Annotated in this window: 19 protein-coding genes and 1 other RNA gene; 11 read left to right on the top strand and 9 right to left on the bottom strand. The window is 65.3% G+C overall.

What is annotated here, in order from left to right; genetic code table 11:
- The first annotated feature begins 4 nt into the window (after positions 1 to 4).
- Positions 5 to 487: a hypothetical protein gene (locus RCO38_RS14985; RefSeq protein WP_308329142.1), complete on the top strand. Its 483-nt coding sequence runs from the start codon at positions 5 to 7 to the stop codon at positions 485 to 487.
- Positions 488 to 602: 115 nt separating this feature from the next.
- Here the strand turns inward: RCO38_RS14985 and RCO38_RS14980 are convergent, their stop codons facing one another.
- The 8 genes from RCO38_RS14980 to ompA form a co-directional block, all read right to left on the bottom strand.
- The gene (locus tag RCO38_RS14980; RefSeq protein ID WP_308329141.1) at positions 603 to 1,133 is read right to left on the bottom strand and encodes a hypothetical protein; all 531 of its coding nucleotides are present in this window, start codon (positions 1,131 to 1,133) and stop codon (positions 603 to 605) included.
- A gap of 384 nt (positions 1,134 to 1,517) precedes the next feature.
- Positions 1,518 to 2,768 carry a tyrosine-type recombinase/integrase gene (locus RCO38_RS14975; protein ID WP_308329140.1) on the bottom strand — a complete coding sequence of 417 codons (1,251 nt, stop codon included), beginning with the start codon at positions 2,766 to 2,768 and terminating at the stop codon, positions 1,518 to 1,520.
- Between the two features lie 195 nt (positions 2,769 to 2,963).
- Positions 2,964 to 3,352: a transfer-messenger RNA gene (gene ssrA / locus RCO38_RS14970) on the bottom strand.
- Positions 3,353 to 3,366: 14 nt separating this feature from the next.
- Positions 3,367 to 4,038, bottom strand: coding sequence for an HAD-IA family hydrolase (locus tag RCO38_RS14965; RefSeq protein WP_308329139.1), 672 nt, complete (start codon positions 4,036 to 4,038; stop codon positions 3,367 to 3,369).
- Entirely contained in the window at positions 4,035 to 4,739 is a 705-nt protein-coding gene (ubiG, locus tag RCO38_RS14960; RefSeq protein ID WP_308329138.1) for a bifunctional 2-polyprenyl-6-hydroxyphenol methylase/3-demethylubiquinol 3-O-methyltransferase UbiG, read from the bottom strand. Before ubiG ends, RCO38_RS14965 begins: the two co-directional genes overlap by 4 nt.
- 21 nt (positions 4,740 to 4,760) lie before the next feature.
- The gene (locus RCO38_RS14955) at positions 4,761 to 5,963 is read right to left on the bottom strand and encodes a hypothetical protein (RefSeq protein WP_308329137.1); all 1,203 of its coding nucleotides are present in this window, start codon (positions 5,961 to 5,963) and stop codon (positions 4,761 to 4,763) included.
- Positions 5,960 to 6,352: a hypothetical protein gene (locus tag RCO38_RS14950; RefSeq protein WP_308329136.1), complete on the bottom strand. Its 393-nt coding sequence runs from the start codon at positions 6,350 to 6,352 to the stop codon at positions 5,960 to 5,962. The genes RCO38_RS14955 and RCO38_RS14950 overlap by 4 nt, the downstream gene beginning before the upstream one ends.
- Positions 6,353 to 6,520: 168 nt before the next feature.
- On the bottom strand, positions 6,521 to 7,192 hold the full coding sequence (gene ompA, locus RCO38_RS14945) for an outer membrane protein OmpA (RefSeq protein WP_308329135.1): 672 nt from the start codon (positions 7,190 to 7,192) through the stop codon (positions 6,521 to 6,523).
- Positions 7,193 to 7,442: 250 nt separating this feature from the next.
- On the opposite strand from ompA, the gene gyrA reads away from it, so the two are divergent.
- From gyrA to lapB, 9 genes are all read left to right on the top strand, one after another.
- The gene (gyrA, locus tag RCO38_RS14940) at positions 7,443 to 10,079 is read left to right on the top strand and encodes a DNA gyrase subunit A (protein WP_308329134.1); all 2,637 of its coding nucleotides are present in this window, start codon (positions 7,443 to 7,445) and stop codon (positions 10,077 to 10,079) included.
- Positions 10,076 to 11,185, top strand: coding sequence for a 3-phosphoserine/phosphohydroxythreonine transaminase (serC, locus tag RCO38_RS14935; RefSeq protein WP_308329133.1), 1,110 nt, complete (start codon positions 10,076 to 10,078; stop codon positions 11,183 to 11,185). Before gyrA ends, serC begins: the two co-directional genes overlap by 4 nt.
- Positions 11,182 to 12,282 (top strand): prephenate dehydratase, encoded by a 1,101-nt coding sequence (pheA, locus tag RCO38_RS14930; protein ID WP_308329132.1) that lies wholly within the window; start codon positions 11,182 to 11,184, stop codon positions 12,280 to 12,282. Before serC ends, pheA begins: the two co-directional genes overlap by 4 nt.
- A 1-nt stretch (position 12,283) precedes the next feature.
- Positions 12,284 to 13,180: a prephenate dehydrogenase gene (locus RCO38_RS14925; protein WP_308329131.1), complete on the top strand. Its 897-nt coding sequence runs from the start codon at positions 12,284 to 12,286 to the stop codon at positions 13,178 to 13,180.
- A 13-nt stretch (positions 13,181 to 13,193) separates the two neighbouring features.
- Entirely contained in the window at positions 13,194 to 15,212 is a 2,019-nt protein-coding gene (locus RCO38_RS14920; RefSeq protein WP_308329130.1) for a bifunctional 3-phosphoshikimate 1-carboxyvinyltransferase/cytidylate kinase, read from the top strand.
- Between the two features lie 183 nt (positions 15,213 to 15,395).
- Positions 15,396 to 17,072, top strand: a complete 1,677-nt coding sequence (gene rpsA / locus RCO38_RS14915) for a 30S ribosomal protein S1 (protein WP_308329129.1) — start codon at positions 15,396 to 15,398, stop codon at positions 17,070 to 17,072.
- 84 nt (positions 17,073 to 17,156) lie between these two features.
- Positions 17,157 to 17,477 (top strand): integration host factor subunit beta, encoded by a 321-nt coding sequence (locus RCO38_RS14910; protein ID WP_066254364.1) that lies wholly within the window; start codon positions 17,157 to 17,159, stop codon positions 17,475 to 17,477.
- Positions 17,478 to 17,511: 34 nt separating this feature from the next.
- Positions 17,512 to 17,814, top strand: coding sequence for a LapA family protein (locus RCO38_RS14905; RefSeq protein ID WP_308329128.1), 303 nt, complete (start codon positions 17,512 to 17,514; stop codon positions 17,812 to 17,814).
- Entirely contained in the window at positions 17,804 to 18,949 is a 1,146-nt protein-coding gene (gene lapB, locus RCO38_RS14900; RefSeq protein WP_308329127.1) for a lipopolysaccharide assembly protein LapB, read from the top strand. The genes RCO38_RS14905 and lapB overlap by 11 nt, the downstream gene beginning before the upstream one ends.
- Before the next feature lie 81 nt (positions 18,950 to 19,030).
- Here lapB and RCO38_RS14895 read toward each other — a convergent pair whose 3' ends face one another.
- Positions 19,031 to 19,555, bottom strand: a complete 525-nt coding sequence (locus RCO38_RS14895; protein ID WP_308329126.1) for an aspartate/glutamate racemase family protein — start codon at positions 19,553 to 19,555, stop codon at positions 19,031 to 19,033.
- A gap of 207 nt (positions 19,556 to 19,762) precedes the next feature.
- Here RCO38_RS14895 and RCO38_RS14890 point away from each other — a divergent pair, with 207 nt between their 5' ends.
- Positions 19,763 to 21,031 (top strand): NAD(P)/FAD-dependent oxidoreductase, encoded by a 1,269-nt coding sequence (locus RCO38_RS14890; RefSeq protein WP_308329125.1) that lies wholly within the window; start codon positions 19,763 to 19,765, stop codon positions 21,029 to 21,031.
- Position 21,032: the final 1 nt, after the last annotated feature.

Below are 21,032 nucleotides of genomic sequence, written 5' to 3'. Positions count from 1 at the left end.
GCGAGTGTTCCTCCGGCTTTTTTTCCTTGTGGTTTCCCCGCTGCTTTCTTGGGCAGCGTGGTACGCCACGCCTGAACTGATCGGCAAAGAAGCAATTCTTTGGCTGATCGGACTCATGGTGATCTTTGCGGGTGTCGAAGCCTATCTGTTCCAAAAGGTCACTGATCTGCATTCGGTCAATGGACTCGACACGAAGGAGAGAGACTATCTGCGCATGAAGATCACTGACGCCAAGCATCGGATCTACTACATGTGCGCGGTTAGCCTGGTCGCCATCCTGGTGCTTTGGGCGCTTGCGATGCTTGGTCTGCCGGTTCAGTCGCCTGTTTATGCAGCTGCGGCTGGATTTTTGGTCGGGATCTGCCTCTCCTACATCGCACTGGCGCCGTTTTGGCTCAGTGAGATTCACGACTTTGTCGCAAACGCTCATGATCGGGTAGTTGATCGGCAGAGGCGAGCCGAGGAACTCGCAAAGCTTGGCGCGTGACTAGCTGGAGTCTATAGATGGCAACCCGACCAGATGATCAACCGTCTCCAGTCGAACGGAGAGACAGACAGCCGTTCAGAGATCAGCCCAGGCCGGCACCGAAGCGCCTCACGTCCTAAGCTGACAGCAGAGCAGCAGCGAGGGACACAACGGGTGTGAGAGCCATCAAGAGATAGACCCAGTCGATAGCCCTGAACGCGTCAGTGCTGACGCCTCGGTACTCTGCTGCGGCGCGCTCCATGTTTCTGACGGCACTCTTTCTCAACTCGTCCAAGCCGTTCGCGCTCTCTCCTTCTGCGGCCAACTCCGACGCGTACCGCTCCCACCTCGGAAGATCGTCCACCAGTCCGACGGTGTGCCAAGAACGAACGGTTGCGGTTCGAAGTGCGCAATAGGCGAGATTGGCAGCGAGGCAAAACCAGTACACGGCTGCGACCAAGGCGGCGATGGCCACTGTCTTGTTCTGATCCCATTGGGAAAGGCCAAAGCCGCCCAGGGCACCTCCTCCTCCGATCAGTAGGCCCAGCAACGTCGCTGCACGTTGCCGAGCTTCCTTCACCCCTTCGTAACTGAAGGCAGCGGCCGCTGAGCTGTGCAGCTCGGCAAGATCGAGGGCGCCACTCTGTTGTTTGGATTCTGTTGACATTGCGCTCCTGCGGAACGGCCGCTGAATCTCAACAGTGTGCCGCAATGACAGGACGCGTATCCACGCTATGCGCAAATCCGGAAGACAGCGCCCAAAGAGGGGGTGGCCCGGAGATTCCTTTTTCCGCGGCGTTGCGCAGACCGCCAAAGGTGTGCAAGGGCATCTGCCAGGGCACAGAACAGACGCTGAAACCCCTCTCCCTCTGAGTGAGGACCTCCCTCTTCCTTCTATGTTTGCCCCTATTCCGCCCCGGTTTATCCCCGGTCTTGCCCCGGTGCTCTGCCCCGCCGCAACCCCGCACGAATCCTCACTTTCTGAAGTTTTGCCCCGGTGCCCCGGTGGTTTCCCAGAAAAATCACCGCCGAAGGACTGTGGACGGTCTGTTCAACGGGCGCGACGGGCCATCTTCACCACGTCGGCGCCGGCCTTGAGCTTGTCCAGGTAGTCCGCCCACGCCTGCATCATGGCTGTGCGCTGGGCCAGGTAGGTGGTGCGGTTGTAGGCCCGGCCGTTGGCATCGCGCACCCCGTGGGCGAGCTGCGCCTCGATCACCAGCGGGTCGAACTCAAGGCGCTCCGCCAGCATGGTGCGTGCCGTCGCCCGGAAGCCGTGCCAGGTCTGTTTGTCGGGCGTGTAGCCCATGGAGATCAGGGCTGTGCGCACCGAGTTTTCGGATATGGGTCGCCCCCTGGCCCGCTCCCCGGGGAACACCAGCGCATGGTGACCGGTGTAGCGGTGCAGCTCGCGCAGGATCTCCACCGCCTGGCGGGGCAGAGGCACCAAGTGGGCCTCCCCGTGTTCCTTGCCCTCCTTGTTCCGCTTCATCCGCATGGCGGGGATCGTCCACAGAGCCCCGTCCAGGTCCATTTCCCCCCAGGCAGCGCCGCGCAGCTCGCCCGGGCGCTGGAACAGCATGGGGGCGAGCTGCAGGGCCGCACGCACGATGGGGCCGCCCCGATAGGCTTGGATAGCTCGCAACAGCGTGCCCAGGTCGGCGGGCTCCGTGATGGCGGCAAAGTGCTTGCCACGGTAGGGCGTCAGCGCATCCTTGACGCCGATGGTCACATCCTTGTCGGTACGGCCGGTGGCCATCGCGTAGCGCCACACCTGGCCGCACAGCATCAACGCCCGGTCGGCGGTCTCGATGGCGCCCCGCTCCTCGATCTTGCGAAGGCAGGCCAGCAGCTCGACGCGGGTGATGCTGGCGATTCCCCTGTCACCGATCCAGGGGAACAGGTCGCGTTCGAACTGGCGGTGCATGCGTTCGGCGTGAACGTCGCTCCACTGGCCGGACTTGATGCGGTACCACTCCAGGGCCACCAGGCGGAAGCTGTCGCCCCCATCGGGAACCGGTGGCGGCGGGTTACGCTCCGCCTGGCGGACGGAAACCGGGTCTTGCCCGGAGTCCTTGAGCACCTTGGCCGCGTCCCTGGCCTTGCGAGCAGCCATCAACCCCACGGCCGGATAGCTGCCAAGTGCCAGCTGCTTTTCCTTGTCGCCGATGCGGTACTTCCAAAACCAGCGCTTGGAACCGGCCGGGCTCACCTGGAGATACATCCCCCCGGAGTCATAGAAACGGGCGTGCTTCTTGTCGGGGGGACAGGTAGCGTTCTTGCACTGCAGATCGGTCAGCATGGGGGGCGTCCCTCAGAAAGTGGGGGTACAAGCACCACCATTTGCGGACGAAAGGGGGGATGTACCCCCATTTGTACCCCCTAGACCGGCTGGCTCGGGGTGGATGCGTATGGATGGCCCTGTACCGAAACGCCTTGATTCTCCAATGAAAAAGGGCATGCACCGTATGCGGATGCATGCCCTTGATCGACTTTATGGTGGAGCTGGGGGGATTTGAACCCCCGTCCGCAAGCCTTCTTCGAGCAGTTCTACATGTGTAGCCGTCTGTTTTGGATCTCGCCTCCTGGACCGCGCAGCGGCACGCTGCCCAGGACGCCAGCAACCTTGGATCTCACCGCGAGACAAGTTGCCCGTCGCGCGACCAGCCTATGTCAATAACTTTGCAGCCTGGACCTTCACAGCTTGCGCTGATCGGACCCTTGCCCAGCCCATAGGCCTGCTGTTGCAAAGCTCACCGGCAATTAAGCGGCGAGTGCGAAACGTTCGTCGTTTGCAGTTAGTTTTTTTCTGCTGTTTTACGAGGTGACAGAACCTCGACATGCCCTGCTGCGTGTCCGAACCCACGTCGAAACCAGTGCAGCCCCAAGGATCACGTAGTTTAAGGCAGACCCAGCCATTTCAAGAGCCCGACAGGCGTTTCAATGAGTTTGTCGGCGCCCCAGCTCGAAACGTCGGCCCCAGGACCGAGGTAACCGTACATAGCTGCGACGGTGCGCATGCCGGCGGCGCGCCCCGCCTGGATGTCGCGAAGGTCATCGCCCACATAGAGACACTCCGCCGGGGAAATCCCGATGCGGCGGGCGGCTTCGAGCAGCGGAGCAGGATGGGGCTTGCTGTGGGGCGTGGTGTCTCCGCTGATGACCGTGGCAGCCCCTGCAAACAGCGGCAGGGCCATGGTCAGCGGCAGGGTGAAGCGCTGCCCCTTGTTGGTCACCACTCCCCAGAAAACCCCGCTGGCCACCAGCACCTCCAGCAACCTCTCAACACCGTCGAAAGGACGGGTATGCTGCAGCAACCGATCCTGGTAGTGGCTGAAAAACTCCTGCCGGAGGACTTCATAGCACTCATCCCCCGGCGCGACGCCAAATGCGACCCCCAGCATGCCGCGCGCTCCGGAGCCCGAGTGCGCCCGGTAGTGCTCCAGGGGGAGAGGCGCGAGCTGGCGGCCAAGGCGCATGGCATTGGCTGCCCCTGCAAGGTCAGGTGCACTGTCGACCAGGGTGCCATCCAGGTCGAACAGCACCGCCCGGACACCTGCGAAAGCCGTCATGGCTTGCGGCTGGCCACCAGGTAATTCACGCTGGTGTCGCTGCTGAGCCAGTAGCGCTGGGTCAAGGGGTTGTATTCCATGCCCCGGGTTTGCTCCAGCGACAGGCCGGCAGCGCGGCAGTGCGCCGCCAACTCGCTGGGGCGGATCATCTTGGCGTACTCGTGGGTGCCTTTGGGCAGCATGCGCAGCAGATACTCGGCGCCGACGATCGCGAACAGGAACGACTTGGCATTGCGGTTGATGGTCGAGAAAAACACCCATCCGCCAGGCTTCACGAGGGCGGAGCATGCACGAACCACCGATGCGGGGTCCGGTACGTGCTCGAGCATTTCCATGCAGGTTACGACGTCAAAACTGGCCGGTTGCTCCCCTGCCAGCGCTTCGGCGCTGACCTCGCGGTACGAGACATTCCGGGTGCCCGCTTCCAGCGCGTGCAACTGGGCCACCTTCAGCGCCTTGCTCGACAGATCGATGCCCGTCACGTCGGCACCTTTGCGCGCCATGGAGTCGGACAGGATGCCACCACCACATCCGATGTCCAGCACCCGCTGACCTGCCAGCGGAACCAGTCCATCGATCCAGCCCAGACGCAGGGGGTTGATCTGGTGCAGGGGCTTGAACTCGCTCTCAGGGTCCCACCAGCGATGCGCCAGATCGGAGAATTTGGCCAGTTCGGCCGGGTCGGCATTGACGTTGTTCATGCTTTTGATTGTCCCACGCGCTCAGGGCGCGAGCCCGCGCTCGGACGCGAAGATCCGGCGCTCCCTCAGTACATCGGCGTGCGTGATGCAGACTTTTTCCTGCGGCAGACCGAGACGCTGGACCTGCTGCCGATAGTCGGCGTTCTGGTAGGGATCGGCCACCACATAGCCGGCCTGGCTTTGACACACACCCTCGACCGAGCAGTCACGCCAGCTGGCGGCAAACACGATGCGCCCGTCGCGCGTGAATCCAGGGAACGCGCTGGCCAACACCTGCGAACGTTCATCGTCGATGCGGAACACCTGGTCCTGCAGCAGGGAGCGTCGGTCAACGAAGAACACACTGGCGTTGTCGGTGTAGGCGAGCATGCCGGAAGCACGGCCCGGGAACGCGAACACCGCCTTGCCCGGGGATGCCCTGAGGTCCATGCTCAGACTGCATCCATGATCCGCCCCGGGCGTCCCGCTTGACAACCCATACACGCGCATGGAGGGCTGGCCGACCTTCGGATTGATGGGGATGGCCGAAAACTCCCGCCCGTCCACCGAAATCATGGGCAGCGTGTACACGCCACCGTCGACAGCCCGTCGCGAGCCACAGATGAACTGGGGACCGGTGTCGGACACGAGGTCTGCGTTTCGACCATCATCACGGACCGCGATGGTCCGGACCTGCAACGGCCCCGTGCCCTGGCCGGAACGGTCCCCTTGCGGCCAGCTCATGGACCGGATCCAGACCAGGGACGGATCCGGCGCTCCATCAGCATCCAGTTCGGACGCCGCCGCATAGAAACCACGCATCCCGCCCTGGAACAGCGGTTGGGCCCCCGCCTCGGACGCCAGCACGTCGCGCAACCGGAAGTGGCGTCCGTCCACATCCACCAGATACCGCCAGCTCCCCTGCACAGGAAAGGCTTCGTTGCGCAGGGGTGTCCGGTAGGCGCGAATCCGGCCGCCCGGCCCGGACGGCAGCTCCATCAGCGACACCTCACCCAGGCGCCGACCTGAAAACGAGCGCAGCACAAACCGCCCGTCCGGGCTGATGCGCTCATAGGCTCCCAGGGCGGCCAGGCCGTTAGAGTCAGTGCCCACGACCGCTGCATCCAATGGCAGGTAGCTGACCGCAGGAATGCAGGAGGTCTCCGAGGCGTCCGCGGACCACGCCAGGCCCGTGAACCAGACCAATGCCCATGCGGCCAGAGGCTCCCTCGCGATCTTGGTCATGGCGAACGTCGCTCTGTGGGCTGCCGCAGCGCATGCAAGCGCGAGCGCAAGGAGTCCAGCCAAGCCTGGTTCGACATCACCCCCCAGATCGGCCAGCCATGCAGCCGGCCCTGGTCCAGCACCCGGGTGTAGGGATAGTGGTTGGGACGCCCCACCCACGCGGCGCACTCGGGGGGCACCCGATGGACTCGGCTTCTTTCTGCGACCGGCCAACCGGCCCTTTCTGCAGCCCCTGTGCGCTCGTCGTCGGTGAGGTCCGGCAACCACCAGGCGACGACCTCGAAACCGTCTGCCTCCGCGGCCGACTTCATCCGTGGCCACTCGGTCACGCTGTACACCATGTGGGGAGACAACACCACCACCACCGTCGGTCGACTGCCCCCGGGCATCTGCACCGCCTCAAGGCACGCCTGTGGCAGAGCGTCAGCGCCCCCCGCCTGCAACGGAGCTGCCGGGAGCCAGGCGAAGACCAGGAGGGCGGAGCGAACGCCGCCCAGCAAAAAGCCCCAGGCATTTGCATGCCTGGGGCTTTGGAGAACAGACGAGGCGGGCAAGTCTTACTTGTTGGCGCGGGTGCCCACCACTTCCACTTCAACGCGACGGTTCTTGGCGCGGCCTTCCTTGGTGCCGTTGTCGGCCACAGGCTGGCCTTCGCCCTTGCCTTCGGTGTAAACGCGGTTGCTTTCGATGCCTTTGCTCACCAGGTAGGCCTTGACGGCTTCGGCGCGACGGACAGACAGCTTCTGGTTGTAGCCGTCAGAACCGGTGGCGTCGGTGTGACCAACGGCGATCACCACTTCCAGGTTGATGCCCTTGACCTTGTCGGCCAGATCATCCAGCTTGGCCTTGCCTTCGGGCTTGAGCACAGCCTTGTCGAAATCGAAGAAGGCATCGGCGGCGTAGGTCACCTTGGTGGCGGCAGGAGCAGCCGGGGCAGGAGCGGGGGCCGGTGCGGGAGCCGGAGCAGGTGCTGCGGCCGGTGCGGGAGCCGGGGCAGGAGCCGGTGCAGGAGCCGGGACGATGGCGCCATCGCACCCCTTGGCTGCAGTGGCAGGCGTCCAGTTGGCATCGCGCCAGCACAGGGTGCCATCGCCGTTCTTCCACTGGAGGTTGCCATGGCCGCTGCGCCAGTTGTCGTTCGTCGCAGTCCCGCTCGAGGGAGCAGCGAAAGCAGCCGATGCCATGGCGGCGGTTGCGAACAGCATTGCCACTGAGTTCAGTTTTTTCATGGTTTTCCTCTTGGAGTAAGCCGCAGACGGCCGATTTTTGATTGAGCGCGTTGCGAATGACCACCATCCGCAATGCTCAAATCATTGTGCCACAAGCCTCTGGAATACCAAGGTCGGCGCGGGGACAAGCCCGCCCGCCAGGGCCGCCTGCACGTTGCCCACGCACAACATGGCAGCGCCGGGAGCGGCGACCGACCCGTCCACTAAAATTGTCCGATTTCCCTCTCCGTCACGGACCCCTTCAACGCTCATGACCCAGTTCGCCAAAGAAACCCTGCCGATCAGCCTTGAAGAGGAAATGCGCCGCAGCTATCTCGACTACGCGATGAGCGTGATCGTGGGGCGCGCCCTGCCGGATGCGCGGGACGGCCTCAAGCCGGTGCACCGCCGTGTGCTGTACGCGATGCACGAGCTGAACAACGACTGGAACCGGCCGTACAAGAAGTCGGCCCGCATCGTCGGCGACGTGATCGGTAAATACCACCCGCACGGCGACAGTGCGGTGTACGACACCATCGTGCGTATGGCGCAGGATTTCTCTCTGCGCCACATGCTGGTGGACGGCCAGGGCAACTTCGGCTCGGTCGACGGCGACAACGCCGCCGCCATGCGCTACACCGAAATCCGCATGTCCAAGATTGCGCACGAGATGCTCGCGGACATCGACAAGGAAACGGTGGACTTCGGTCCCAACTACGACGGCTCGGAGAAAGAGCCGCTGGTGCTGCCGACCCGCCTGCCCAACCTGCTGGTCAACGGCTCGGGCGGCATCGCCGTGGGCATGGCCACCAACATCCCGCCGCACAACCTCAACGAGGTGGTGGACGCCTGCCTGCATTCGCTGAAGAACCCTGACTGTTCGATCGACGAGCTGATGGAGATCATTCCCGCGCCGGACTTCCCCACCGGAGGCATCATCTACGGCATCAACGGCGTCAAGGACGGCTACCGCACCGGCCGCGGCCGCGTGGTGATGCGCGCCAAGGTGCACTTCGAGGACATCGACAAGGGCCAGCGCCAGGCGATCATCGTTGACGAGATCCCCTACCAGGTCAACAAGAAGACGCTGCAGGAACGCATCGCCGAGCTGGTGCATGAAAAGAAGCTGGAAGGCATCAGCCACATCCAGGACGAGTCGGACAAATCCGGCATGCGCCTGGTGATCGAGCTCAAGCGCGGTGAAGTGCCCGAGGTGGTGCTCAACAACCTGTACAAGCAGACGCAGCTGCAGGACACCTTCGGCATCAACATGGTGGCGCTGATCGACGGTCAGCCCAAGCTGTGCAACCTCAAGGACCTGATCACCGTCTTCCTGGAGCACCGCCGCGAGGTCGTCACCCGCCGCACGGTGTTCAACCTGCGCAAGGCGCGCGACCGCGGCCATGTGCTCGAAGGCCTGGCCGTCGCACTGGCCAACATCGACGAGTTCATCAAGATCATCCGCGAGAGTCCCACCCCCCCGGTGGCCAAGGCCGAGCTGATGACGCGCAGTTGGGACAGTCAGCTGGTGCGCGAGATGCTCACCCGCGCAAAAGTCGACGGCGGAACCGTCAACGCCGACGACTACCGCCCCGAAGGTCTGGAACGCGAGTTCGGCATGCAGGGTGATGGCCTTTACCGCCTGAGCGAAACCCAGGCCCAGGAAATCCTGCAGATGCGCCTGCAGCGCCTGACCGGCCTGGAGCAGGACAAGATCGTCGCGGAATACAAGGACGTGATGGCCGAGATCGACGATCTGCTGGACATCCTGGCCAAGCCCGAGCGCGTGTCCACCATCATCAGCGAGGAACTGGTGGCGGTGAAGACCGAGTTCGGGCAGACCAAGCTGGGAGCCCGCCGCAGCGAGATCGAACACAGCGCCCAGGACCTGTCGACCGAAGACCTGATCACGCCGACCGACATGGTGGTGACACTGTCCCACAGTGGTTACATCAAGAGCCAGCCGCTGTCCGAATACCGCGCCCAGAAGCGCGGCGGCCGCGGCAAGCAGGCCACGGCCACCAAGGAAGACGACTGGATCGACCAGCTCTTCATCGCCAACACGCACGACTACATCCTGTGCTTCTCCAACCGCGGCCGCCTGTACTGGCTCAAGGTGTGGGAAGTGCCTGCCGGCTCCCGCGGTTCGCGCGGCCGCCCCATCGTGAACATGTTCCCGCTGCAGGAAGGCGAGAAGATCAACGTGGTTCTGCCGCTGACCGGCGAGTTCCGCAGCTTCCCTGCCGACCACTACGTGTTCATGGCGACCAGCATGGGCACGGTGAAGAAGACGGCGCTGGACGAGTTCAGCAACCCGCGCAAGGCCGGCATCATTGCCGTGGACCTGGACGAAGGGGACTTCCTGATCGGTGCCGCACTGACCGATGGCCAGCACGATGTCATGCTGTTCAGCGATGGCGGCAAGGCCGTGCGCTTCGACGAGAACGATGTGCGCCCGATGGGCCGAAATGCTCGCGGCGTCCGCGGCATGATGATCGAAGACGGCCAGAGCGTGATCGCCATGCTGGTGGCCGAGGACGAGCAGCAGAGCGTGCTCACCGCCACGGTCAATGGCTACGGCAAGCGCACGCCGATCGGTGAATACACCCGCCACGGCCGCGGCACCAAGGGCATGATCGCGATCCAGCAGAGCGAGCGCAACGGCAAGGTGGTGGCGGCCACGCTGGTGCACAGCGACGACGAGATCATGCTGATCACCGACAAGGGTGTGCTCGTGCGCACCCGGGTGAGCGAGATACGCGAGATGGGCCGCGCCACGCAGGGTGTGACCCTCATTGCGCTGGACGAAGGGGCCGAGCTGTCGGGTCTGCAGCGCATCGTCGAGAACGATGCGAATGCGCCCGAAGCGGTCGAAGGCAGCGACGATTCGTCGGGTGACACCCAATGACACAGCGCCCGTACAACTTCTCGGCCGGTCCGGCCGCGATGCCCGAAGAGGTGCTGCAGCAGGCGGCCGCCGAGATGCTGGACTGGCACGGCTGCGGCATGGGCGTGATGGAGATGAGCCACCGTGGCAAGGAGTTCATGGCCATCGCCGCGCAGGCGGAGGCCGACCTGCGCGAGCTGCTGGCGGTGCCGACGCACTTCCGCATTCTCTTCATGCAGGGCGGCGGTCTGGCAGAGAACGCCATCGTGCCGCTGAACCTCTCCCGCGGCGGCGCGGTGGACTTCGTGGTCACCGGTGGCTGGAGCCAGAAGTCGGCCAAGGAAGCGCGCAAGTACGCGGCGCCGGCGGTGGTGGCCAGCAACGAGGCCGATGGTCACACCACCCTGCCTGCGCCTGCCACCTGGCGGCTCAGCAAGGACGCACAGTATGTGCATGTCTGCAGCAACGAGACCATCCACGGCGTTGAATTCCACGAGCTGCCTGATCTGAAAGCGCTGGGCAGCCAGGCTCCGCTGGTGATCGACTTTTCCTCGCACGTCGCGTCCCGCCCGGTCGACTGGGGCCGCGTCGGTCTCGCCTTCGGTGGCGCGCAGAAGAACCTCGGCCCGGCCGGCGTGACGCTGGTGGTGGTGCGGGAGGATCTGCTTGGCCGAGCCCTGTCGATCTGCCCCAGCGCATTCGACTACAAGACCGTGGCCGACAACGCCTCCATGTACAACACCCCGCCCACGTACAGCATCTACATGGCCGGATTGGTGTTCCAGTGGCTCAAGCGCCAGACCGAAGGGGGTTTCACCGGTATCGCCGCCATGGAAGAGCGCAACATCGCCAAGGCCACGCTGCTTTACAACTTCATCGACCGCTCCGAGTTCTACGTGAACAAGGTCGCCAAGGACTGCCGCTCGCGCATGAACGTGCCCTTCTTCCTGCGCGACGAATCGCGCAATGAGGCCTTCCTCGCGGGCGCCAAAGAGCGCGGTCTGCTGCAGCTCAAGGGACACAAGTCGGTCGGCGGCATGCGCGCCAGCCTCTACAACGCCATGCCGCTGGCAGGCGTGCAGGCCCTGGTGGACTACATGCGAGATTTTGAGAAGACCAGCGCATGAGCCAGCAACCCGTCCAGTCCGAAGCGCTCGCCGGCCTGCGCGTGCAGATCGACAGCATCGACCAGCAACTGCTGTCACTGCTGAACCAGCGCGCTCGTGTCGCAGAACAGGTGGGCGAGATCAAACGGGCCGAAGGCTCGCCCTTCTTTCGCCCCGACCGCGTGGCCCAGGTGATCGACAAGATCCAGAACGCCAATCAGGGCCCGCTGCTGAACCAGCACGTGGCGTCCATCTGGCGGGAAATCATGTCGGCTTGTCTGGCACTGGAAGCCCCGCAGCGCGTGGCCGTCCTCGGCCCCGAAGGCACCTTCACCGAACAGGCTGCCATCGAGTTTTTCGGCAGCGCCGCCAACCTGATCTATTGCGCCAGCTTCGACGAGGTGTTCCACGCGACCGCCGCGGGCACGGCCCAGTTCGGTGTGGTCGGTGTCGAGAACTCCACGGAAGGTGTGGTGGCTCGCTCGCTGGACCTGTTCCTGCGCTCGCCCGTGCACGTGGTGGGCGAGGTCAGCCTGCTGGTGCGTCACAACCTGCTGCGCCAGGTGAACAGCCTGGATGCGGTCGAGGTGGTGCTGGCCCATCCACAGGCGCTGGCCCAGTGCCAGGGCTGGCTTACCCAGCACCTGCCGCGGGCCGAACGCCGCGCCGTGTCCAGCAACGCCGAAGGCGCGCGACTTGCTGCCACCAACCCGGCCTGGGCGGCCATCGCGAGCGAACGCGCCGCCGCCCAGTTCGGCCTGCACATCGTCTCGCATGCCATCCAGGACGAGGCCTACAACCGCACACGTTTCCTGGTGATCTGCCTGCCGCAGACCCTGGCCACGCCTCCAGCGTCCGGACGCGACTGCACCAGCCTCGTGGTGTCGGTGCCCAACCGCCCGGGTGCGGTGCACGACCTGCTTGTGCCGCTGAAGAACAACGGCGTCTCGATGACGCGGTTCGAGTCCCGGCCGGCCAAGTCCGGCCAGTGGGAGTACTACTTCTACATCGACCTCGCAGGTCACCCCTCGCAGCCCAACGTGGCGGCCGCCCTGAAGGAACTGCAGGGCCTGTGCGCGTTCTACAAGGTGCTGGGTGCCTATCCAGTCAGCGAATGACATGAACGCAGCTCCCCTCAAATTTGAACAACTGGGTCTGATCGGCTGCGGCCTGATGGGCGGATCGTTTGCGCTGGCCATGAAGAAGGCCGGGCTGGTCAAGCGCGTGGTCGGGTACAGCAAGTCGCCGTCGACCACCGAGCGGGCCCGCCAGATGGGGGTCATCGACATCGAGGCGCCGTCGGCGCTGCTGGCCGTGTCGGGTGCCGACCTGGTGCTGCTCGCCGTGCCGGTGTCGGCCACCGAAGCCACCTTCAAGGCCATACGCCATCTGCTGACCAAAGACACGCTGGTGATGGACGTCGGCTCGACCAAGCGGGAGGTCATCGACGCAGCGCGGCGCGTACTCAAGGACCAGGTGGGCGTGTTTGTCCCTGCACACCCCATCGCAGGCAAGGAACTGGCAGGGGTCGAGAACGCCGACCCCGAGCTGTACCAGGGCCGCCAGGTCATCCTCACCCCCATCGAACGCACCCAGACGGCCCAGCTGGAGAAGGCGGCGCAGCTGTGGGCCGCCATGGGATGCCATGTGCAGCGCATGTCGCCCGAGGCACACGACGCCGCCTATGCCGCGGTCAGTCACCTGCCTCACATGATTGCCTTCGCACTCATGAACGCCATCGCCGGCCATGAACATGGCAAGCAGTTCCTGTCCCTGGCCGGTCCCGGCTTCCGCGATTTCACGCGGATCGCCGCCAGCGACCCCAGCGTCTGGCGCGACATCCTTTTGTCCAACCGCGAGGAGTTGATCGCCCAGTCCCGCCAGTTCCAGCGCGCCTTGCATGCCTTTGAGTCCGCCATTGCTGCGGGCAATCCGGACGCGCTTGAAGCCCTGATCGAAAAAGCCAGCCACACCCGCTCGCGGTGGCGCATGAGCGCCCACAAGCCCCAGAGCTGACCCTTCTCCGCGCATGTACGCCATTGCCCATCTCGACATCCCGCCATTGACCGGTGCGGGCGGAACGGTCCGCCTGCCTGGGTCCAAGAGCATCTCCAACCGTGTGCTGCTGCTTTCGGCGCTGAGCGCCGGGCACACCGACATTGCCGACCTGCTGGATTCGGACGACACCCGGGTCATGCTGGCCGCGCTCGGCCACTTGGGTTGCCGCATCGAACAACGCCCCGACCAGGTGCTCCGCGTGCATGGCCTGGGTGGGCAGTTGCCGATGCGTGAGGCCGCGCTGTTCCTGGGCAATGCCGGCACCGCCATGCGTCCGCTCACTGCGGCGCTCGCACTGCTGGCCGCCGAACAGGGCGGGCGCTTTGAGCTGAGCGGTATTCCCCGCATGCACGAACGGCCGATCGGCGACCTCGTCGATGCGCTGCGCCAGCTCGGCTGCCCGGTCGATTGCCTGGGTCAGGAGGGTTACCCGCCCCTGCGTCTGGGCAATGGCACACCGTCCGAGCTCCGGCTGGACCAGCCCATTCGGGTGCGGGGCGATGTCTCCAGCCAGTTCCTCACGGCCCTGCTGCTGGCCCTGCCGCTGGTGGCGCGGGAGCGTCCGGTGGTGATCGACGTGGTCGGCGAACTGATTTCCAAGCCCTACATCGAGATCACGCTCAACCTCCTGGAGCGGTTCGGCGTGAGCGTGAAGCGCGACGACTGGTCCCGCTTCACCATCCCCGCGGGCAGCCGCTATGTGTCGCCCGGGTTGGTGCATGTGGAGGGAGACGCCTCGTCTGCGAGCTATTTCATTGCCCTGGGTGCGCTGGCGCCTGCCCGGGACGGCTGCTCGGGCGTGACCATCGAGGGCGTCGGCCTGTCGTCGATACAGGGTGACATCCGGTTCGTCGAGGCGGCCCGGATGATGGGCGCCGAAGTGACGGGGGAGGCCAACCGCCTGCACATCCGGCGCGGCCTGTGGCCCCTCAAGGCCATCGACCTTGACTGCAACCACATTCCCGACGCCGCCATGACGCTCGCGGTGATGGCGCTCTACGCCGACGGCACGACCACGTTGCGCAACATCGCGAGTTGGCGCGTCAAGGAAACCGACCGGATCGCGGCGATGGCGACCGAGTGCCGCAAGCTCGGCGCAACGGTCGAGGAAGGTGCCGACTTCATCCGCATCACGCCGCCGTCCCGCTGGACGGGTGCGAGCATCCACACCTACGACGACCACCGGGTCGCGATGTGCTTCTCTCTCGCAGCCTTCAATCCGGACGGTGTCACCGTCCGCATCGAGGATCCGAAATGCGTCGCCAAGACCTTTCCGGACTACTTCGAAACCCTGTTCGAGCTGTGTGCCACACCGGCAGCTCGCATCCCGGTGATCTGCATCGATGGCCCCACCGCCTCGGGCAAGGGCACGCTGGCCTCGGAAGTCGCGCGACGACTGGGCTTCCAGCTGCTGGACTCCGGCGCGCTCTACCGCGCCACGGCACTGGCCGCCCAGGACGCAGGCCTGGACCTTGACGATGAGGCGGCCCTCGCCCGCCTGGCTGCCCAGCTGCCGCTGGCTTTCCGGGACCACCGCGTCTTTCTCGCCGGCAGGGACATCACCGACCCCTTGCGACTGGAATCCACCGGCGGCATGGCCTCGCGGGTGTCCCAGCACCCTGCGGTGAGGGAAGCACTGCACGCACTGCAGCAGAGCTTCCGGCGCCTGCCTGGGCTGGTGGCGGACGGCCGGGACATGGGCACCGTCATCTTCCCGGACGCGGGCCTGAAGGTGTTTCTCACCGCCAGCGCCGAACAGCGGGCTCAAAGACGCCATAAACAATTGATTTCCAAGGGAATTTCTGCTAGCATCGACGACCTTTTGGCAGACCTCAAGGCGCGCGATCACCGGGACATGTCCCGGGCACACGCCCCTTTGAAGCCCGCCGAAGACGCCCAGCTGCTGGACAACTCGGATCTGAGCATCGAAGCCTCGGTGCAACTGGTTCTGGACTGGTGGCAAGGCACACAGGCAGGCCCGGTTCGCTGACCTGCCTTTTCCGATGGCCCAGACGGCCCCGCCGGGTGCTCACAACCCGCAGGCCCGATGGTTCTTTCACCCAACCCGCGGTGTCACGCACCGCACGTCAACGCCGCCCGACCGTCGAAACACCGCGCATCCATGCAATGAGATGCCGCAATCCGTCGACGCCAGGTGGCCATAGGAAATTCAATGTCTGAATCTTTTGCCGCCCTCTTCGAAGAGTCCCTCAAGCGCGCCGAAATGCGCTCGGGCGAAGTCATCACCGCCGAGGTCGTGCGCATCGAGCACAACCACGTGGTGGTCAACGCCGGTCTGAAGTCGGAAGCCTACGTGCCTCTGAACGAATTCAAGAACGACCAGGGCGAACTCGAAGTCCAGGTCGGTGATTTCGTGTCCGTGGCGATCGACTCCGTGGAAAACGGTTTCGGCGACACCCTGCTCTCGCGCGACAAGGCCAAGCGCCTGGCCTCCTGGATGGCCCTGGAAAAGGCCCTGGAATCCGGCGAGTTCGTCACCGGCACGACCTCCAGCAAGGTCAAGGGCGGCCTCAAGGTCATGGTCAACGGCATCAGCGCCTTCCTGCCGGGCTCGCTGGTCGACAGCCGTCCGACCAAGGACCTGACTCCCTACGAGAACAAGACCCTGGAGTTCAAGGTCATCAAGCTCGACCGCAAGCGCAACAACGTGGTGCTGAGCCGCCGCGCCGTGGTGGAAGCCTCCATGGGCGAAGAGCGCGCCAAGCTGATGGACACCCTCAAGGAAGGCGCCATCGTCAACGGCGTGGTCAAGAACATCACCGAATACGGTGCGTTCGTGGACCTGGGTGGCATCGACGGCCTGCTGCACATCACCGACATGGCGTGGCGCCGTGTCCGTCACCCGAGCGAAGTGGTGACGGCTGGCCAGGAAATCACCGCCAAGATCCTGAAGTTCGACACCGAGAAGCACCGCGTCTCGCTGGGCCTGAAGCAGATGGGCGACGACCCCTGGATGGGCGTGGCACGCCGCTACCCGCAAGGCACCCGCATGTTCGGCAAGATCACCAACATCGCCGACTACGGCGCGTTCGTGGAACTCGAACCTGGCATCGAAGGCCTGGTGCACGTCTCCGAAATGGACTGGACCAACAAGAACGTGGCCCCGTCCAAGCTGGTGTCGCTGGGTGACGAAGTCGAAGTCATGGTGCTGGACATCGACGAAGACAAGCGTCGCATCTCCCTGGGCATGAAGCAATGCCGTGCCAACCCCTGGCACGAGTTCGCCGAGCAGACCAAGCGCGGCGACCGCGTCAAGGGCCCGATCAAGTCGATCACCGACTTCGGCGTGTTCGTGGGTCTCGCTGCCGGCATCGACGGCCTGGTGCACCTGTCCGACCTGTCCTGGAACGAGCCGGGCGAAGCCGCCGTGCGCAACTTCAAGAAGGGCCAGGAAGTCGAAGCCATCGTGCTGGCCATCGACGTCGAGCGCGAGCGCATCTCCCTGGGCATCAAGCAGCTCGACGGCGACCCGTTCACCACCTTCGTGTCGGTCAACGACAAGGGTTCCGTGGTGACCGGCAAGGTAAAGACCGTGGACGCCAAGGGCGCTGAAATCGACCTGGGCGAGGACGTCATCGGCTACCTGCGCGCTTCGGAAATCTCCCGCGACCGCGTGGAAGACGCCCGCAACGTGCTCAAGGAAGGCGACGAAGTCACGGCCGTGGTGGTGAACGTGGATCGCAAGACCCGCAACATCCAGCTGTCGATCAAGGCCAAAGACATGGCCGACCAGAACGAAGCCATGGCCAGCCTGAACCAGAACACTGGCAACGCCGGCACGACCAACCTGGGCGCCCTGCTCAAGGCCAAGCTGGACAGCAACAACTGAGATCCCGCCTGAGGCTTCTGCCGGTGCCCTGTGCACCGGCAGGGCCCGGCGCTGCTCCGGACTCCCCAACGCCCGAGATCAGACATGACCCGCAGCGACCTTGTCGAAGCACTGGCCAGCCGCTTCAGCCAGCTCACCCACCGCGATGCAGAGTTCGCCGTCAAGGCGATCCTCGACGCCATGGGTGATGCCTTGGTGAAAGGCCACCGGATCGAGATCCGGGGGTTCGGCAGCTTCTCTGTCAATCGCCGCTCGCCGCGCATCGGACGCAATCCGCGCTCGGGCGAGAGCGTGATGATTCCCGAGAAGCGGGTGCCCCACTTCAAGCCTGGCAAAGCCCTGCGCGAGCAGGTGGATGCCAAGACCGCGGAGATCCTGGGTCGCGAGCCGAAAAATACGGCCTGATCGCTACAATCATCCTCACCACAGAGGGGATGATTTGAAATACCTGACGTGGCTGCTCAACGCAGCCATTTTTTTTGTTCTGTTCGCCTTCGCGCTGAACAATCAGGACACGGTCACCATGCACCTGTTCTTCGGAGCCCGCTGGCAGGCCCCACTGGTGCTGATTCTTCTGTGTGCCCTGCTGCTGGGGGTGATGCTGGGTGTGGTGGTGATGTTGCCGCTGTGGTTGCGGGCCCGCCGACGCCTGCCCGTCACGCCGGCACCTGTGCCCGTACCACCTTCACCGGCTGTCCCCGACGCGGTGTCCACCGCGTCGCGCCCCCCGAATGGAACTTGATCTCACCTGGCTCCTGTGGGGCCTTCCCCTGGCCTTCGCACTCGGCTGGCTGGCCTCTCGGCTGGATCTGCGCCAATGGCGGATGGAAAGCCGCCAGACGCCCAAGGCTTATTTCCGTGGCCTGAACCACCTGCTCAACGAGCAGCAGGATCAGGCCATCGACGCATTCATCGAGGCCGTCCAGGGCGATCCGGACACCGCGGAGTTGCATTTCGCGCTGGGCAACCTGTTCCGCCGCCGGGGCGACTACGACCGCGCCGTGAGGGTGCACGAGCACCTGCTGGCCCGTGCCGACATCAGCCGCAAGGACCGCGACCGGGCCCAGCACGCGCTGGCGCAGGACTTTCTGAAGGCGGGTCTGCTGGACCGTGCCGAATCCGCGCTGCACAAGCTGGAAGGGTCCGCCTACGAGGGCGAAGCCCTGATGGCACTGCTGTTGATCGCCGAGCGCTCGCGAGACTGGCCGCAGGCCCAGGTCCTCGCCCAGCGCCTGGAAGACACCCACCAGGGCAGCTTCACGCCTCGTCTGGCGCATTACCTCTGTGAAGAAGCCGAACTGGCCATGCGCCAGGGCGACGCTGCCGAGGCGCAACGCCTGCTCAACAAGGCGGTGGAGCGCGCGCCCCAGATGGTCCGCGGCTGGATGGCGCTGTCGGCGCTGAAAGCCCAGCAGGGAGATGCCAGGGGCGCATTCGACACACTGCTGCAGCTGGTGCGCCATGCGCCGCAGGGTTTCCCGCTGGCCGCGCGCCCCATCGCCGATCTTTCCATCACCACCGGTCGCCAGCAGGAAGCCATCGCCCTGCTCAGCGAGGCGCAGGCCCACGGTCCTTCGCTGGACATCACCGAAGCGCTGGCCACGTTGAGCGGAAGCGCACCTGCGGCCCGGAGCCATTACCTGAGCCACCTGGAGCGCGAGCCGTCGCTGGTGGTGGCCACGCAGTGGCTGGCTGGTGAAACCCTGTCGGACCCCTCAGCGCAGAAGCGGGTACAGGCGGCGCTCGAGCACGCGGCCGCGCCGCTCAAACGCTACCGCTGCGCCGCCTGCGGGTTCGAAGCGCGCCAGCACTTCTGGCATTGCCCCGGGTGCCAGAGCTGGGACAGCTACCCGGCGCGGCGCGTCGAAGAGTTGTGAGCCCCACGCTCCACCGCTGAAGCGGGTCGCTGTCCGCCGGGTGGGCTGTTCTGCCCTGGGACGACCCGGCGGCAGAACGTCTCACAGCCTCAAGTCACGGTACGCAGCCAGCAGCAAGGTCTCCAGGTCGTGAACCGGCCGGCCAGTCGCCACTTCGACCGCTGCGCGGTACGGCGGCATGTTGGTGCACTCCAGCACCACGGTCTGCACCTGCGGGTGCCGTGACATCAGCTGCACGGCCGCCGCCACCACATCCCGCTGCGCCTGAGCCAGGTCGAGCACCGTGTCGTCCGCCAGAATGCGCGACTGCAGCTCGCAACCAGGGGCGAGCCCTGTCACCGGTGTTCCGTCGGGCACACCCGCTTTTCGCAGCAGCCCCGGGTGCAGGGAAGCCGCATCAAAGGTGACGATGCCCGGTGCAGGCAGCTCGGCACACTGCAGCAGGCTGGAGGTGATCAAGGACACCGAAACGGCCGCCTGCAGCTCGGCCTGCCATGCGGCCAGAAAGCCGCAGCTGGTGGTGATCAGGCGCGCCCCTTCCGCCTCCAGCGTACGGGCGGCATCCACAAAGGGGACGAGCAGTGCCGGGTCCTGTTCCTGGACCACGCGCTGTGCCGAGGCCCCTGGCACGACGCGCAGCCGTGCCGGGATGCCGGCGCGCGCCCACGTCTGCGGGAGCCGACGTCGCCGGGCGGGCGCGGAAAGTGCGTGTCCAGCACGATCACGCCCAGAAAGCCCTGGGCACCGGTGTCCGAAGCATGCATGGCGATAAGCTGTGGGTCCACATCGAAGCAACGAGAAGGTGATTGAAGCATGACGCAGGCCCGACCCGGACAACGTGTGGTGGTGCTGGGCGCAGGCATGGTGGGCATCGCCTGCGCGCTCTCGCTGCGCCAGCGGGGACTGGCGGTCACAGTGCTCGATCCGCTGGGGCCGGGCGCCGCGACTTCGCACGGCAACGCGGGCGTGCTGGCGCGCAGCTCGCTCATGCCGTTCAACCACCCTGGGCTCTGGGCCCAGCTGCCGGCATTGCTGCGCGGGAAGAACCCGGGCTTCCGTTACCACCTGCCCTGGTTGCTGGGCCAGTGGCGCTGGGGGCTCTCGTTCCTCAGCCATGCGCGGGCCTCCGCTTTTCACGAAACCACCACGGCCCTCGATGCGCTGATCCGCTGTTCCGGCGAGGTGCACCGGCGCTGGATGGCCGGGGCCGGCATCGCCCATCGCCGCCAGGACGACGGCTGGCTCTTTCTCTACCGCAGCGAGGCTGGATTCGAGGGTGGCGCCTTCGGCCGCGAGACCCTGGCGCGCTTTGGCGTGGCCACGCGCGCTCTGGATGCCACGGAACTGCACGACCTGGAGCCGCACCTCAAGCCGGTGTTCCGGCGTGCGCTGTGGGTGCAGGACGCCAGCTCGGTCGACAGCCCCGGCGAGGTGGTGCGTGGCTACGCAGCCTGGCTGCAGGCGCTCGGCGGTACCCTGGTCATGGCCAGGGCCACAGGGCTGAGTCGCCACAGCAGCGGCTGGTCGGTGCACACCGGCAGCGGCATCCCGCACGAAGCGGACCACGTCGTGCTGGCACTCGGCCCTTGGTCGCGCGACTTCCTGCACGAGCACTTCGGACTGCGCCTGCCCATGTGTTTTGAGCGAGGTCAGCACAGGCATTTCCAGCCCGCGCAAGGCACGACGCTGAACCGGCCGGTGTACGACACCACCGGCGGCTACGTGCTGGCGCCGATGGCACAAGGTCTGCGCCTCACGACCGGCGTGGAACTCAATGCCCAGCACGCGCCGGCCCACCAGGGTCAGATGGAGGCCGCGGAGCGCGCGGCTCGGGAGGCGATGCCGCTGGGCGACCGAACAGCCGACCCCGACTGGCTGGGCAGCCGCCCCACCCTGCCCGACTGCCGGCCGATGATCGGCGAGTGCCCGGCGCAGAAAGCGTTGTGGCTGGCGCTGGGGCACCAGCACATCGGTTTTTCCACCGGCCCAGGCACCGGCGAGCTGCTGGCGCAGCAGATGCTGGGCGAGCCGCACGCCATCGACCCGCACCCGTTCAGGCCACAGCGCTTCCTGCGCGCCTGAT

Source organism: Hydrogenophaga pseudoflava, from assembly GCF_031020795.1.
Lineage (GTDB): Bacteria > Pseudomonadota > Gammaproteobacteria > Burkholderiales > Burkholderiaceae_C > Hydrogenophaga > Hydrogenophaga pseudoflava_A.
Note: the sequence above shows the minus strand (reverse complement) of the source record. Positions and strands in the feature narration are given on the sequence as shown.

What these genes read in the sequence shown, in the direction of transcription:
- RCO38_RS14980 (WP_308329141.1), bottom strand. Translation starts at nt 1,133, where the DNA reads ATGTCAACAGAATCCAAACAACAGAGTGGCGCCCTCGATCTTGCCGAG.
- RCO38_RS14975 (WP_308329140.1), bottom strand. Translation starts at nt 2,768, where the DNA reads ATGCTGACCGATCTGCAGTGCAAGAACGCTACCTGTCCCCCCGACAAG.
- RCO38_RS14965 (WP_308329139.1), bottom strand. Translation starts at nt 4,038, where the DNA reads ATGACGGCTTTCGCAGGTGTCCGGGCGGTGCTGTTCGACCTGGATGGC.
- ubiG (WP_308329138.1), bottom strand. Translation starts at nt 4,739, where the DNA reads ATGAACAACGTCAATGCCGACCCGGCCGAACTGGCCAAATTCTCCGAT.
- RCO38_RS14955 (WP_308329137.1), bottom strand. Translation starts at nt 5,963, where the DNA reads ATGACCAAGATCGCGAGGGAGCCTCTGGCCGCATGGGCATTGGTCTGG.
- RCO38_RS14950 (WP_308329136.1), bottom strand. Translation starts at nt 6,352, where the DNA reads ATGCCCGGGGGCAGTCGACCGACGGTGGTGGTGGTGTTGTCTCCCCAC.
- ompA (WP_308329135.1), bottom strand. Translation starts at nt 7,192, where the DNA reads ATGAAAAAACTGAACTCAGTGGCAATGCTGTTCGCAACCGCCGCCATG.
- gyrA (WP_308329134.1), top strand. Translation starts at nt 7,443, where the DNA reads ATGACCCAGTTCGCCAAAGAAACCCTGCCGATCAGCCTTGAAGAGGAA.
- serC (WP_308329133.1), top strand. Translation starts at nt 10,076, where the DNA reads ATGACACAGCGCCCGTACAACTTCTCGGCCGGTCCGGCCGCGATGCCC.
- pheA (WP_308329132.1), top strand. Translation starts at nt 11,182, where the DNA reads ATGAGCCAGCAACCCGTCCAGTCCGAAGCGCTCGCCGGCCTGCGCGTG.
- RCO38_RS14925 (WP_308329131.1), top strand. Translation starts at nt 12,284, where the DNA reads ATGAACGCAGCTCCCCTCAAATTTGAACAACTGGGTCTGATCGGCTGC.
- RCO38_RS14920 (WP_308329130.1), top strand. Translation starts at nt 13,194, where the DNA reads ATGTACGCCATTGCCCATCTCGACATCCCGCCATTGACCGGTGCGGGC.
- rpsA (WP_308329129.1), top strand. Translation starts at nt 15,396, where the DNA reads ATGTCTGAATCTTTTGCCGCCCTCTTCGAAGAGTCCCTCAAGCGCGCC.
- RCO38_RS14910 (WP_066254364.1), top strand. Translation starts at nt 17,157, where the DNA reads ATGACCCGCAGCGACCTTGTCGAAGCACTGGCCAGCCGCTTCAGCCAG.
- lapB (WP_308329127.1), top strand. Translation starts at nt 17,804, where the DNA reads ATGGAACTTGATCTCACCTGGCTCCTGTGGGGCCTTCCCCTGGCCTTC.
- RCO38_RS14890 (WP_308329125.1), top strand. Translation starts at nt 19,763, where the DNA reads ATGACGCAGGCCCGACCCGGACAACGTGTGGTGGTGCTGGGCGCAGGC.